Annotated in this window: 12 protein-coding genes; 1 reads left to right on the forward strand and 11 read right to left on the reverse strand. The window is 49.0% G+C overall.

Going from position 1 to position 13,441, the window contains the following annotated elements:
* Window positions 1-5: 5 nt before the first annotated feature.
* The 9 genes from wecB to ACN081_RS04800 form a co-directional block, all read right to left on the reverse strand.
* Entirely contained in the window at window positions 6-1,169 is a 1,164-nt protein-coding gene (wecB, locus tag ACN081_RS04760) for a non-hydrolyzing UDP-N-acetylglucosamine 2-epimerase (protein ID WP_419107091.1), read from the reverse strand.
* 35 nt (window positions 1,170-1,204) lie between these two features.
* On the reverse strand, window positions 1,205-2,041 hold the full coding sequence (locus ACN081_RS04765) for an ABC transporter ATP-binding protein (protein WP_419107092.1): 837 nt from the start codon (window positions 2,039-2,041) through the stop codon (window positions 1,205-1,207).
* Complete coding sequence (locus tag ACN081_RS04770) at window positions 2,025-2,939, reverse strand: ABC transporter permease (protein WP_419102318.1); 915 nt, start codon at window positions 2,937-2,939, stop codon at window positions 2,025-2,027. The genes ACN081_RS04765 and ACN081_RS04770 overlap by 17 nt, the downstream gene beginning before the upstream one ends.
* Window positions 2,932-4,737 carry a glycosyltransferase family 4 protein gene (locus tag ACN081_RS04775; protein WP_419107093.1) on the reverse strand — a complete coding sequence of 602 codons (1,806 nt, stop codon included), beginning with the start codon at window positions 4,735-4,737 and terminating at the stop codon, window positions 2,932-2,934. Before ACN081_RS04775 ends, ACN081_RS04770 begins: the two co-directional genes overlap by 8 nt.
* Before the next feature lie 9 nt (window positions 4,738-4,746).
* Window positions 4,747-6,048 carry a glycosyltransferase family 4 protein gene (locus ACN081_RS04780; protein WP_419103855.1) on the reverse strand — a complete coding sequence of 434 codons (1,302 nt, stop codon included), beginning with the start codon at window positions 6,046-6,048 and terminating at the stop codon, window positions 4,747-4,749.
* A 122-nt stretch (window positions 6,049-6,170) separates the two neighbouring features.
* Window positions 6,171-6,800 carry a hypothetical protein gene (locus ACN081_RS04785; protein WP_419107094.1) on the reverse strand — a complete coding sequence of 210 codons (630 nt, stop codon included), beginning with the start codon at window positions 6,798-6,800 and terminating at the stop codon, window positions 6,171-6,173.
* Window positions 6,801-6,894: 94 nt separating this feature from the next.
* Complete coding sequence (locus ACN081_RS04790) at window positions 6,895-7,404, reverse strand: asparaginase domain-containing protein (protein ID WP_419103857.1); 510 nt, start codon at window positions 7,402-7,404, stop codon at window positions 6,895-6,897.
* A 109-nt stretch (window positions 7,405-7,513) separates the two neighbouring features.
* A complete protein-coding gene (locus ACN081_RS04795) occupies window positions 7,514-8,092 on the reverse strand; it encodes an NAD(P)H-dependent oxidoreductase (RefSeq protein WP_419107095.1) in 579 nt (192 codons plus the stop codon).
* Between the two features lie 104 nt (window positions 8,093-8,196).
* On the reverse strand, window positions 8,197-9,948 hold the full coding sequence (locus ACN081_RS04800) for an ABC transporter ATP-binding protein (RefSeq protein WP_419102312.1): 1,752 nt from the start codon (window positions 9,946-9,948) through the stop codon (window positions 8,197-8,199).
* Window positions 9,949-10,046: 98 nt separating this feature from the next.
* On the opposite strand from ACN081_RS04800, the gene ACN081_RS04805 reads away from it, so the two are divergent.
* Window positions 10,047-10,670 carry a hypothetical protein gene (locus ACN081_RS04805; RefSeq protein ID WP_419103859.1) on the forward strand — a complete coding sequence of 208 codons (624 nt, stop codon included), beginning with the start codon at window positions 10,047-10,049 and terminating at the stop codon, window positions 10,668-10,670.
* A gap of 64 nt (window positions 10,671-10,734) precedes the next feature.
* On the opposite strand, the gene ACN081_RS04810 is transcribed toward ACN081_RS04805, so the two are convergent.
* Both ACN081_RS04810 and ACN081_RS04815 read right to left on the reverse strand, forming a co-directional pair.
* Entirely contained in the window at window positions 10,735-11,895 is a 1,161-nt protein-coding gene (locus ACN081_RS04810) for an ABC transporter permease (RefSeq protein WP_419102310.1), read from the reverse strand.
* Complete coding sequence (locus ACN081_RS04815; RefSeq protein WP_419103860.1) at window positions 11,892-13,424, reverse strand: ABC transporter permease; 1,533 nt, start codon at window positions 13,422-13,424, stop codon at window positions 11,892-11,894. Before ACN081_RS04815 ends, ACN081_RS04810 begins: the two co-directional genes overlap by 4 nt.
* Between the last annotated feature and the right edge of the window lie 17 nt (window positions 13,425-13,441).

Here is a 13,441-nt window from a genome sequence, read left to right on the forward strand (position 1 = left end):
GGGCATTAGTTGATGGTGAATTCTTCACAGTCTGTGCGTAGCCCGAAGAACTTCTCTAGCGCGTGGATAATACGTTTGCTTGCAGCACCGTCGCCGTAGGGGTTTACCGCCACTGACATCTGCCGATAAGCTTCTGGGTCGTCTAGGAGTCGTGCAGTTTCAGAAATAATATTGTCGGTGCGTGTACCTACAAGTTTTACAGTGCCCGCAGTAATAGCTTCAGGACGTTCAGTGTTCTCACGAAGGACGAGTACAGGAATGCCGATGCTAGGAGCTTCTTCTTGTAGACCGCCGGAGTCTGTGAGTACGAGTGTTGAGGCGCGCAGTAAAGCCGTAAACTCTTGGTACGGTAAAGCGTCTAGAACAATAATATTCTTGATACCGGCAAATATCGGTAGCAGGCTCCCCCGAATTTTAGGGTTCATATGTGCGGGGAAAACGAAACGATGCTCGGGATATTTTTGAGCTAAGTAGGCGATGGCTTGCCCGATTCGTTCCATCGGTTCGCCAAGGTTTTCTCGACGGTGAGCAGTAATGAGCACAATAGGTGAGGTGTCGTTGAGAAGTCCTTGCATCTCTTGTGAGAATTCTTCGGGACGAGCTTCTTCTTGAGAGAGCAAAGCGTCGATAACCGAGTTACCCGTTACAAGAATATCGTTAGGTTTAAAGTTTTCGGCAAGAAGGTTATTTTTAGAGCCCTCAGTTGGTGCTAAGTGCAAGCTAGCTATTTGGCTAATCAGTTTACGGTTTCCTTCTTCAGGAAAAGGTGATGTGATATTTCCTGAGCGAAGGCCAGCTTCTAGGTGGATGACTGGTATCTGGTGGTTGAACGCAGCTAAAGCAGAGTATAAGGCGGTGCCGGTGTCTCCTTGTACCAGTAGAATGTCTGGTTTTTCTTGGGCACAGAGTTTACCGATTTGATCAAGGATTTTGACAGCGGTGTCGTTAAGACCTTGGTTCTCTTGCATGATATCTAGGCTATAGTCTGGTTCAAGCCCTAGGACAGTGTTAACTTGTTCTAGCATTTGACGATGTTGCCCAGTAGAAACGACGAGAACATTAAAATGTTCTGAGGTTTTGAGCTGGTGAATGACCGGAGCAACTTTGATTGCTTCGGGGCGGGTACCGTAGACGACCATCACGGTATATTTGCCAGATACTTTTTTCATGGTTTTCTTCTCTTAGTCACTCAAGAATGTTCTTCTTATTCTGAGTTCTTGACGTATCCTTCTCGTCCTAGTTCTTTTGCATCGTATAGTAGTCGGGCTGCTTTACGTTCGTCACCTTGGGCGATGTTATGGGCGAACCAACGATACTTTCTGGCTACTTCTCGAGCGTCACCGTCCATGACGAGTTCGCCAAAATCGAGCCAGATTGCGCGAGTACACATATTTTCGATGGTTTGAGCAGCATGGCTGACGAGGAATACGGTGCCGGCTTGGTCTAGGAGTTCTTTCATCGCTTGAGCTGAACGATCTGCAAAAGATGCGTCACCGGTTGAGAGGGCCTCGTCGATGAGAGTGATGCGCGGACGATTCGCTAACATGATGGCGAAGCGGAGACGGGCTGCCATACCTGAAGAGTAGGTTCGCATCGGACGGTTAATAGCTTCTCCGATACCTGCTAATTCCATGATTTGGGTTTTTGCATCAGGTAGTTCGGCAGGGGTAAGCCCCATCGCAAGACAGCCTAGCTCAATATTTTCTTCGCCAGAGAGGTCGTTGTTGAGCACACCGTGAACACCGATGAGCGAGGGCGGAGAAGATGCGTATACTTCACCGCTGGTGGGTGTTTCTAGTCCGGCGATGAGGCGTAGGAGGGAGCTTTTTCCAGAGCCGTTACGCCCTACGATACCGATGAACTCTCCTTCATGGGCGACGAAGGAAAGTGGTTGCAGTGCGTGCACAATCTTTTTAGGGGCAGGTTGAGTGATACGGCTTCTACCTGATGAGACAACGTAGTCTAGAGAGACATTGTTTACAAGTACGTTCGGTGTTTTTGTGCCGAAGACGAGTTCGCTGAGATCAGTTGTTGAGTTCACGACCGTACACCTCCTCTGCATGCCAGAATGTGAAGAAACCAATGAGCAGTAATCCGATGCTCCATGCGCCAAGAGATCCCCAGTGATATAGGGTTCCGAGAGAATGATCCATGAGGATATGGCGGTATAGGTCTAAGAAAATATAGATGGGGTTTGATTGGATAATGTGCGTTATGACGGGGTGGTGAATGAACCGTTCGATGGGGAAGATTACTGCTGAACCATACAATAAGAAACGTGTTAGGACGTTAATTACTTGAGATATATCGGGGATGACGTAAGCGATACGAGCAATGATGAGCCCCAAACCAAGGTTGAAAAGAACGTTGAGTAAGAATGCGGGGATAAAGAGTAACCATGTCCATGACGGGATGACGTGTGGTGGGATGAGCACGATACCGATAATCATGACGATGATAACGGGTATGCTCGAGAGCGCTTCACGAAGCGCTAAGGAGATAGGCACAGTCAGTCTAGGGAAAGAGAATGCCCTCATCATTGAGCGGTTTTGTGACATAACGGTGGAACTAGTCACGAGTGCTCGTGAGAAGTATTGGAACATCAGCACCCCAATGATGATGTATGCGTTGTAGTTGTGCATACCGCGTGAGGTGTTGAGGATAAGACCAAAAAGAACCCAGAAGAAGATGACGTCAAAGACGGGTTTAATCACTAGCCACCAAGAGCCAAGACGGTGTTGGCGGTTCTGCATTCGGACTTTAGCGCGGGAGTCTTTCCACATGTAGGCGCGACGTTCCCAGGTTTGCCGTAGGTAGACGATGGGACTTTTACGGACACCTACTCGGTAGAGTTTTCCAGACTCGATATAACGTCGGTATTCTTCTACGGATGGATTTAACGGTGAACTCGGCGTGTATTGGGGTTTTTGTTTACTCATGTTGAGAACCCCCTACTATTTTGTGGTATACCTCTGTCATTCGTTCAGCGTTACTCTTCCATGTTCGTGTCCGTGCGAATTCTCTGCCTTGACGTGCTAATTCTGCTCTTAGGGGCGGATTATTCTTGAGGTCAATAATGGCTTCTGCCAAAGATTGGCAATTTTCTACTAAAAACAGTTTACCTGTCGGCGCTGTTACTGTGTTGTTGATAAGCTCTGCTAACGGTGGAATATCGCTACATAGTACTGGGCGTTTGAGCGCCATCGCCTCAATGGGTTTGAGTGGTGTGACAGAACGGCATACTCTTGTGTTTTTTCGAGGAACAACGAAGAGGTCTAACCCTTGATGCGCAATCATCGCTTTATCGGGTGTTATTTTACCGAGAAATACGGTGTGTTCTTGAAGGTTGAGTTCTTTCACGAGAGAACGCAGAGAGGGCTGCGCTGCTCCGCTTCCAGCAAGAAGCACTCGGATGTCTTCTCCTTGAGATCGTGCAATAGCTACTGCTCGAAGAAGAACGTCGAAGCCTTCATAGTCGACGAGGGAGCTTACCGAACCGACCCAGAAGCCTTCGGGGGGAAGCCCTAAGAGCTTGCGTGCTTGTGTTGAACTGAGATTTTGTTCAAAGAGTTCTTCTCGGACGGCGTTAGGGATAACGGTAATTTTTTCAGCGGGAATACCGCGTTCGATGATGAGGTTTTTCATCACGTTGCTGAGTGTCACGATATGGTGGGCTTCATGCATGAGTTGTGTTTCTCGTGCTTGGATGCTTGTGAAACGTTGACTCTGCTCGGCGTCTTTTTGCTGTTGTGGGGTTTTCTTTTGGGAGACCCACGTTTGTTCCATCATTCCTCGTACCTCATAGACCCACGGAATGTTTAGTTCTTGGGAGAGGGCTTTTGCAACGATAGCGTTGGGGTAGTTTGTGGTGGTGTGAATGAGGTTAATTTTTTCTTGTTGAACAATCTGACGGGCATAGTTTGCCCATTGGGTTAGTCGCTGGGCGTGGGTTTTTGCCAGTTTGAGGGGCAACGTACGCTGGTAGGTCACTTCCTCTACATGCACTGTTGGTGTTGCGTTCCATGTTCCAACCATGACGGGGTATCCGGTGCGGGTGAGCGCATGAATAGTCACTCCAGCATGAATGAGGGCGTTGAGTAGGCGTTGAGTGCGTAGAGTGTACCCAGATTGTGTTGCTGGCAGGGAGTTGGTAATGAGGTGTAGTGCGTTAATTTTTTGCCCGTTGCCTGAGGGCATTGTTCGTTGTGGCACATGTTGTGTGCTGCCATTTAGTGGAAGCTGATAGTTGGACTCTAGCAGGTTTTTTTCTGATTCTAGGCGGTGAGCGTATGAGTGTGCTCCTGCAGTGTGTGCGAGGTTAATAGCTTCATCGATTGCTCCGTTATCCCATGCGCTGCGGGCACGAGTTTTTGCCGGTATTTTTGGGTCTTTCCAGTGGATGAGTCCGTAGTGGATGGCAGTTTCTGCGGCGATTCTTTGCTGAGTTTTTTGCCATCGTGAGGTGGTGTGTGTAGTGAGTAGTTCTTGTGCTTCGGCAGGAAAATCTTTTCCGAGGAGGTAGGCTCCTAGGGCGTGTGTTCCGGCTCCGGGTAGTTGTGTTAAGAGTTTGCCGATGCGTTCAGAAAGTTGTGCTGGCGCTAAACGAGCAATGTTAATCCCTAGTAGTAGGGGGTCATCGTTGAGGTGTCTGCCGATAACTTGGCAGGTCATCAAGGTATTGCGCGCGAAGTCTCGTAGGGGCGGTAAGGTCATTTTCTTATGCGAGTTCTGGTTCATGGGGGTGTTTTAGCCGGTACGGTGTTGTTGGCAAAAGTCTAAGGCTTTTTGATAGAGCTTTGCCATGGTGTTGTAGCTGTACCGTTCTTTGAGAAGTTTTACTCCAGATTCTCCGACGATAAGGTCTTCTGGGTGTGCGTTGAGGTCGGCGAGAGCGTCTGCTAAAGCTGAGGAGTTTTGTGGTGGTATCACGGTGGCAACGCCGCTTTGTTCGAGGAGTTTTGCGGCGCTACCGTCGACAAGGGCGATAATTCGTCGTCGAGTTGCTAGTAGTTCAAAGATTTTTGAGGGTATTGTCCATGCGAATGGTTTTGTTTTACGAAGTGATACGAGGTGCACATCTGCCCATGCGTATGCTTCCCCTAGTTCTTCTCGAGGTATAGGGGGAATAAACTGAACCTTAAGGTTTTCTGTTGTGGCAAGTTGTTTCAGTGCAGGGATTTCGGCGCCTTCTCCGATGATACGTAAGATAAAACGTTGCTCTGGTCTTTTGTGTTCGAGTATTTTGAGCGCGTCAAGGACGACGCTCAGACCTTGGCTACGTCCCACGGTACCGAGGTATTGAATACGGAGTTCGTGACGGTGCCGTTCTGTTAGTTGGAGAGGTTGAGCCTGCTCAAATTCTTGAGGTTCGGCCCCGTTCGGAACAACGAATACTGGGTGTATTCCACGTTCTTTGAGCACGTCACTAAAGTGTTCGGTGGTGACGACAACAGCGTCTGCTTGACGTTGGCAGTATGTGATGGTGGCATGAATACTGCGTTTAATGAGGTGACGGTACCATGGAAGTTTTCTGGTCTGAGATGTGATGTCTCCGGTAATGATGTCTGGCCAAGCATCACGCATCTCTGCAATATGTTCAACACCCCATAGTTTGGACACAACAACCCCTGCAAAAAGACTCGGGATGCCAGGAACGGTCGAAATAACAACGTCAAAGGGTTGGTCTATGCTGTTTTCTGAGTTTCGCCATCTACGCAATACGTATTGCACTCGTTGCACGGCACAATAACCTACTGTTCCTGCGGCGGTAATTATTTGGTCTAGGGTTCGTGGTATTGAGTGGTATCCGTGCAGAAGATACGGCATACGAATCAGGGTTTCACCGTGTCTTCCGCTGGCACGGCGGAAGACCTTACTGCTGTTTTTGCGGAGGCTTTGAGTACTTGTTTTATCGGGATAATGCGGAGGTGGGCAACACACAGTGACGCTGTGACCGTCTTGCATCCAGCGTTGGATAAGGGCTGACCAGCGACGCTGAGGTGCGCCAAGTTCTGGCTCATAGTGGTGCGTGATAAGGAGTATGTTCATGTGTGTTGCGCTGTCTGCAGGCATAAGTTGGGGAGCCCGCATTTTTAGCTACTTTTTAGGTTACCCTATAAGACAAAAGAGAGGACAGACATGTCTTATCCATGTCTGTCCTATTGTAGAGGCTATCTAGCAAACATTTGCTGTCGCTTATAGATGGCTGTTTCAGCGAAGAAGGTATGAGATTTAGGCATCCATAGTGCAACGATAATGACGATTGAAGTAATAAATACTAAGACCTGAATGACGGTGTCGAAAGGTTCGGTGCTTGTTATGTCAGAAAATTCTGAGAGGAATGGTTGCATCAGACTTACGAAGAAGAGCCCAACCAGAGATACGAAAATACTCAGACCAGATAGTACCGTCATGACGATTCGCGCCCAGTTAGCGCCCTTAGTGATGAGAATAGCGAGCAGGATATAGAAACCTAGCATTGCGAGACTATACACGGTGCTGACGAGCTTGGCAGCAAATTCTAGGGTTTCATCACCAATTCCGGTATCTGCTGAGGTCAAGAAGAGAGTGTAGATATTGGAGATGAGAGAGAGCCCCACCAGAACGTAAATAGCGGATGCCGCAATTTTGATGGTTTGTGGTGCTACTGGTTTTGTTCGTTCTTGCCCGCCGGTATACCCCATGTATTGAGAGTATGGGGTGGGTTGTTGCCCAGCATAGGGTTGGGAGGCTTGTGGTGTGTACTGAGGTGTTTGGTAGTTCCCCTCAGTGCGAGGGGTATAACCGTTATTTTCTGTCATCGTTGTCTTACCCTTCACAGAGTTTTATGGTGCCTATCTCATACTATCTCAGCTAGTATCAGTGTGCACTCATGAGTTTTCAGGTACCGGATTTCTACTGGTCAGAGACGAAGATTCCGCGTGAGCGGTCTTTGTGTACTTCTTCTGCGGAGAAGACTTTTCCACTCATGCAGATGTAGACTCCGGGGCTCAGTAGATTCATTGCGCCCACTGCCATACCGAAGTTAAAGCCTGCATCAGAACTGCGCATAGAAGCTGGTTGCATGGCACCGCATAGGACAATAACTTTGTTTTCTCGTTGTGCGTATTGGTGGATGTATCGTGCGGTCTCTGGCATGGTGTCGGTGCCATGGGTAATGATGATATGGTCGTCCGTGACTTTTTCAAGGGCGTTCACGAGTACTGCACGATGTGAGTCTTCCATGTCGAGTGAGTCAAGACGGAGTACGGATTCAAGAGTGAATTCGATGTCGGTCAGTACCGGCGCTAATAGTTGTGGGACGGAAGGGTCCCCGATCTCTAGTTCGCCTTGGAGGGAATACACCTTGTCAATGGTTCCTCCGGTGGCAAGAACAGTAATCCTGTCGATTTTATTGATGGTCATAAGGTTTGTTCATCTCCTTGAGATATATCGTCGTTGATGGTCTCTGCCGCACAGCGTTGTTGGGGCAGTGACTATGATTCTATAGCTAAAACTTGGTGCTATTCGTGTTCTATGAGGTGGCGGTTGAGTTCAATAACCGTAGTTTTTCAGAGAGTTCTGCGGTGGCTCGTTCAATACGGCTATTTGTGCGGTGCGAGTCTTCCGCTGAGGGGTTGAGCGAAGTGTTCGTTGTGTAGATTCCGGTAGGTACAAGGTCAGCTTGAAGGTATCTGAATAACGGTATGAGGCTGTACTCAACCATGAGTGAGTGTTTCCAGCTTCCTCCCACCGCAGCAACGATGGTTGGGGTTCGAGCAATGTCACCGAGTTCGGTCATATCCCAGAACATTTTGAAAAGACCAGAATAGCTGGCGTTAAAGACTGGCGTAATAGCGATAATAGCCGAGGCTGAGCGGACTCTTTCAAGCGCTTCTGCTAGGTCATCTGAGGGGAATCCATCTGAGATGAAGTCTGCCATGTCCATGGCATATTGGCCTAGGTATAGTTCATGAAACTCTCGTGAGCGAGCATGATGCTCGTGTTCTGTGGTGAGGCCTTGACGTATTTTTTCTGCGAGCATCGCTGAAGCAGAATGACGTGACCCGGAGCCGATAACGATAAGGATTTTTTCTGTACTACGCACAACCATAGACACTATCCTAAGTCTCTATTGTGTGTAATGGCTCAAAGAATACGCAATCGGGGGTGCGCACCGTATCAAAGATGCACACCCCCGTTTGTGTCACTGCAATGTTAGATAGTATCGCCAGTTTCTTCTAAGAGACGCTGACGAAGCTCTCGACGTTGAGCTTGAGCGTCAGGGTCTGGTAGAGGAACGGCAGCCAGCAGACGCTGAGTGTATGCTTCACGTGGGTGACGAAGAATCTGCTCACGAGAACCTTGCTCTACGATTTCGCCACGACGCATAACGCAAATACGGTCTGCAAGAGCGTCAATGACAGCAAGGTCGTGAGTGACGAATAGGCAGGCGAAGCCCATTTCTGCTTGAAGTTCTTGGAAGAGCTCCAGTACGCGTGCCTGAACTGAAACGTCAAGAGCAGAAGTCGGCTCATCTGCGATGAGCAGTTTGGGTTTCAAGGAGAGTGCACGCGCGATACCAACACGCTGTTTCTGACCTCCAGAAAGTTCGTGTGGGTAACGGTTACGGTATGAACGAGGCAACTCAACACGGTCGAGGAGCGCTTCAATACGTTTTTGTAATTCAGCGCCTTTAGCAACACCTGCCAGTTGCATGGGTTCACCGATGGATTCGCCAATGGGCAAACGTGGGTTCAAAGAAGATGAAGGATCTTGGAAGACCATACCAACTTCGCGACGGACCTTAGCAAGCTGAGCACGGGTTGGTTTGGTGATATCTTCACCGTTGACGGTAAGTTTTCCTTCTGCAACGTCCAAGAATCCAACGGTTGCACGACCAATCGTAGATTTGCCGGAGCCTGATTCACCAACAAGACCGACGACTTCTCCAGCATGAACGGTAAGATTTGCGTTAGAAACTGCACGGAACGGTCCAACGCGTCCTTGTTTTGGGTATTCCAAAGAGACGTTCTCAAGGCTGAGGATGACTTCACCGGTAGGTTGAGGAGCGACTTTTTCGAGTACCTCTGTTGCTGGGCGAATCTGTTCGGCGGCGTCGTCGATAGCTTCATTGACGTCGATTTCGTTACCGCCAAGATGTAGCACAGCATCTAAAAGTGCCTGAGTGTATTCATGTTGAGGGTTATTGAACACCTCATGGATTTCGCCTGACTCAACGATGACACCACGACGCATCACAGCAACACGGTCAGCGAGGTCTGCGACAACACCCATATCGTGAGTAATCAAGATAATTGCTGAGTGAAGTTTTTTCTGCAGGTTGCGCATGAGCTGAAGAATTTCTGCTTGGACTGTTACGTCAAGAGCAGTTGTCGGCTCATCTGCAATCAGAAGTTTAGGGTCGGTCGAGAGTGATTGCGCAATCATGGCACGTTGACGCTGACCACCAGACATCTGGTGAGGATAAGAGTTAAATGCTTTGACGGGGTCTGGCATTTCTACCATTTCAAGCATTTTGAGTGCTTCAGCTTTTGCTTCAGCAGGAGAGATGTCCTTGTGAAGACGTAGAGTTTCGACGATTTGGTCGCCGACGGTCATGACAGGGTTCATCGCGGTCATCGGTTCTTGGAAGATGACGGCGATGTCGTTACCGCGAACGCTTAGTAGTTCACCGTTGCTCAGCCCAATGAGTTCACGACCATTGAGTTTAACGGAACCGGTGACTTTGGCATTTTTTGGGAGTAGCCCAATCATGCCCATTGAGGAAACAGATTTACCGGATCCGGATTCACCAACGATGGCGAGTACTTCTCCGGGGTGAACCTCATAGTTGAGGTTCATGGCAGCAGGAACCCATTGTTTATCGACACCGAAGTCTACGGAGAGGTCTCGGACGACGAGGACAGGCTCACTGCCTTGACGTGTTGTAGCTGGCTGTGTAGTCATTGGTACTATCCCAACTGTAAAAAAAATTTATGGTGTTCTAAAGCGGCAGATCAAAAAGATCAGAACGAAAGCTGAATAAGAATGAGAAGATAGCCTGTATGGCTTCACAATATTTGCACCAACCACCGGTAGTTATTCGTTCTAAGATGTCGTACGTTTATCTAGCTATTGCTATTTTTGGTGCGTTGAGCATCTTAGCTGCTTGGACAATGACTGGACGAACAGACCTTTTAGTTCGTTCTATCCTGCCTCTGTTCTTTGCTGTCTATGCTACCTGGTATGTGATGTACTACCCCAAAGTGGTTATCGATGTGGAAGATGTTGTGGTAGTTAATCCCTTTGTGACTCACCGCGTTAACTACTCTTGCCTTATCGATGTTTCTACACGCTATGCGTTGACTCTCGTCACCGCTGAAAAAAGTTACTCTTCCTTTGCCGTAAGTGGTTCTGGAATGGCTCATTCTTTCAAAGCTCATCGTTCGGAGTCACAAGGATTGCCCGCCATTACTCCCCAACAAGACGGGGCGATTCGTCCTAGTGACTTACCTTCGACTCTCTCTGGCGCTACTGCACGTATGATTCGTGGGTATTGGCAAGAGCTTGTCGAAGATGGTGCGCTCGAACAGGTAGAACCTGTAGCTTCTAGCGTTCGTGATACCCGCGGAATCATCATCATGTGTGTTCTTGGGGGTCTCACGCTTATTCAGCTGTTCACTCTGTAATTATCAATTCTCACGCCGTTGGTGGTTAGCTCAGGTGTTTTTATCTGAGCTAACCACGAGGCGTCTAGTTATCTCGTGTTTCTTTACGGATAACTTCTTGGTCGTGTTCACGGGTCTCGTCGTCTGAGAGAGGACCAGAACCTTGGAATCCGCCTGATTGCATTTGCAAGGATTCTCCAGCGATACCCAAACCGTTTTCGGCTGAGTGCGCTACACGCTCTTTAGCTTTGCGTGGGTTGAATTTCTTTTGACGCGGGTCAAAGGCATCGCGTAGGCCGTCGCCGATGAAGTTGATGCACAAAGAAATTGCGAGAATAAACAAGCCGGGGAACCAGAAGAGCCATGGGCGGGTTGCAAAAGCAGTTTGGTTCTCGGAGATAAGGCTACCTAGGGACCAGTCAGGTGCTTTAACGCCGAAGCCCAAGAAGCTCAAAGCGGTTTCGGTCAGAATTGCTGAGGACATCAGCAAGGAGATGTTTACGGTAATAACGCCGACGGTGTTAGGCAGGATGTGTTTGAAGATAATACGAGTATCAGAAGCACCTGCTAGACGTGCAGCATCCACGAACTCACGTTCTCGTAAGGACAGAAACTCTGCACGGACAAGACGGGCAAGAGAGCTCCAGAAGAAGAAGCCGACAACCACGCCTAAGGCGATGATTGCGGTTCGTCCATTGAAGTGGGTTCCTGCAATTTTACCGAGCACTGCGCTGATGAGCAGAAGCGGAATGATAATGATGACGTCGGTAAAGCGCATGATAATGGCTTCAACCCAACCACGATAGTAACCGGCGAGTCCGCCAAGCACTACACCGATAACACCAGCAAGGATGCTAATAATCATCACAACAAGGAAGGTGTTTTGGATGCCGCGCATCGTCATTGCGAAAAGGTCGCGGCCGGTAGCGTCCTGACCGAACCAATGTTCGGAGCTAGGAGCTGCACCATTGACGATAGGGTGCATGTCGGTGTATCCGGTATTCCACCATCCGGGGATTGGTCCGATTCCAAGTGAAGACCAAGAAAGGAGCAAGATACCGATAATGATGATGAGTGAAACGACAGCACCGGTGTTACCGAAGAAGCGTTTACGAACAATTTGTCCCTGAGTTTTTCCCAAGGTTTCGCGCTGGGTGATGTCGATGCTTGCCTCAACTTCGCGTAGTGCTGCAGTTTCGGTTGTCGGTTCTTTACCAGCATTAAAATCAACGTTTTTAGTTGTCATGCTTTCACCCTTACTCGCGGGTCGAGGATTGAGTAGACGAGGTCTGCAATGAGGTTGAAGACAAGCGCCATAATTGCGGTCACGATGAATACGCCCATGACGGGGTTAGGGTCGACTTGAGCAAGACCGTCAAGGAATAGTGTTCCCATACCTTTGAATGCGAAGATACGTTCGGTAATTGCTGCGCCACCGATAATAGAGCCGAAGTCCAAGGCGACGATGGTTGCTAGAGGAATGAGCGCATTCCGGAAAGCGTGCTTCATGACAACGCCACGTTCGGAGACACCTTTAGCACGTGCTGTGCGGATGTAGTCTTGGTTCATGATTTCGAGCATGGATGCACGAGAGTAGCGAGAGTAGCTTGCTAACGAGATGAGCGTTAGTGCAACGGTCGGAAGCAAGATGTGCGTCATGGTGTCAAGGTTAAGAATCCAGAAGTCACCGGTAAGGTTTGCGGTTGACGCATTTGCGGTGGGAATGGGGCGTCCACGGATACGGGAGTTACTGATGTAGTCCGGCCATGCTTGCATGAAGCGGTCTGTGAAGATTAACAGTGCCATGAGGAAAGCGGTTAGTCCGCCTACTCGCATATTTTGTCCGCGGTCGTATCCGCCAGCGACAAAGCCGAATCCGACACCGAGCAAGGTAAAGCACACGGCGATGATGAAGACCATCAAGAATGTTGCTTGGTTGAGAAGTGTCTGAAGCGGGAAGTAAACGATAAGTCCTAGTGCTACTGCTGCAATACCGCTATAGAGGGCACGGCGGTTTCTAATGCCGGAGACAAGAATTGTCATAACGTATGCGCAGAGTAGTCCAAGTACTGCTAGGAATGGAATGCCTAGTCCGGGGTGCAAGAACCAGTCGGTTACGGAGACGAAGAAAATGATGCCGAAGGTCAGCACGGCACCGAAGACGCCGAGGCTGATACGTGTTTTGAGTTTTCCGTAGGAGGCTGAGTACCAGAAGAGTCCGGCAACGAGAGAGATGAGCAGGTTGCTCATCAAAGATACTTGCGGGTCGGCAAGGAAGTCGTTGAAGCCAATCGCGAGGATTTCTTTGAGTAGTACTGCAATCCAGAAAGATGGCAAGGAGAAGAACAGGAAGCTTGCAAAGGTAATGGTGTAGTCAAGTCCTGAGTACTGGCGTAATGCTGAAACGATACCTAGGCTGATACCGATAAGAATTGCTAGGACGGTGGCAGCAAGAACCAAAATTAGTGTTTGGTAGATAGCGTTTGAGAGTAACTGTGTAACGGGCGTACCCGAGAGGTTTGTTCCGAAGTCACATTGTCCGATAAGGCACTTGGAGACGCCAGTAATCCATAGAACGTAACGGACAGGAATTGGCTTATCGAGGTTCAGCGCTTCAGTACGCTGAGCGATAAGAAGGTCTTTGTTAGGGCTGTTACTGGTACGTAGCTCTGCCAAAGGATCGCCAGACAGAGCGGTGAGTGTAAAGACTAGAAAGGAAGCGGCAAGTAGGATAAAGACCGCTGTTATTAGTCTCCTCACGGTATAGGTCAACATGATGATTCCTGAAGGGG

The organism is Rothia sp. P13129, assembly GCF_048512865.1.
Lineage (GTDB): Bacteria > Actinomycetota > Actinomycetes > Actinomycetales > Micrococcaceae > Rothia.

Coding starts and splice junctions, on each gene's coding strand:
- wecB (WP_419107091.1), bottom strand. CDS start 1,169: ATGAAAAAAGTATCTGGCAAATATACCGTGATGGTCGTCTACGGTACC.
- ACN081_RS04770 (WP_419102318.1), bottom strand. CDS start 2,939: ATGAGTAAACAAAAACCCCAATACACGCCGAGTTCACCGTTAAATCCA.
- ACN081_RS04775 (WP_419107093.1), bottom strand. CDS start 4,737: ATGAACCAGAACTCGCATAAGAAAATGACCTTACCGCCCCTACGAGAC.
- ACN081_RS04780 (WP_419103855.1), bottom strand. CDS start 6,048: ATGAACATACTCCTTATCACGCACCACTATGAGCCAGAACTTGGCGCA.
- ACN081_RS04785 (WP_419107094.1), bottom strand. CDS start 6,800: ATGACAGAAAATAACGGTTATACCCCTCGCACTGAGGGGAACTACCAA.
- ACN081_RS04790 (WP_419103857.1), bottom strand. CDS start 7,404: ATGACCATCAATAAAATCGACAGGATTACTGTTCTTGCCACCGGAGGA.
- ACN081_RS04795 (WP_419107095.1), bottom strand. CDS start 8,092: ATGGTTGTGCGTAGTACAGAAAAAATCCTTATCGTTATCGGCTCCGGG.
- ACN081_RS04800 (WP_419102312.1), bottom strand. CDS start 9,948: ATGACTACACAGCCAGCTACAACACGTCAAGGCAGTGAGCCTGTCCTC.
- ACN081_RS04805 (WP_419103859.1), top strand. CDS start 10,047: ATGGCTTCACAATATTTGCACCAACCACCGGTAGTTATTCGTTCTAAG.
- ACN081_RS04810 (WP_419102310.1), bottom strand. CDS start 11,895: ATGACAACTAAAAACGTTGATTTTAATGCTGGTAAAGAACCGACAACC.
- ACN081_RS04815 (WP_419103860.1), bottom strand. CDS start 13,424: ATGTTGACCTATACCGTGAGGAGACTAATAACAGCGGTCTTTATCCTA.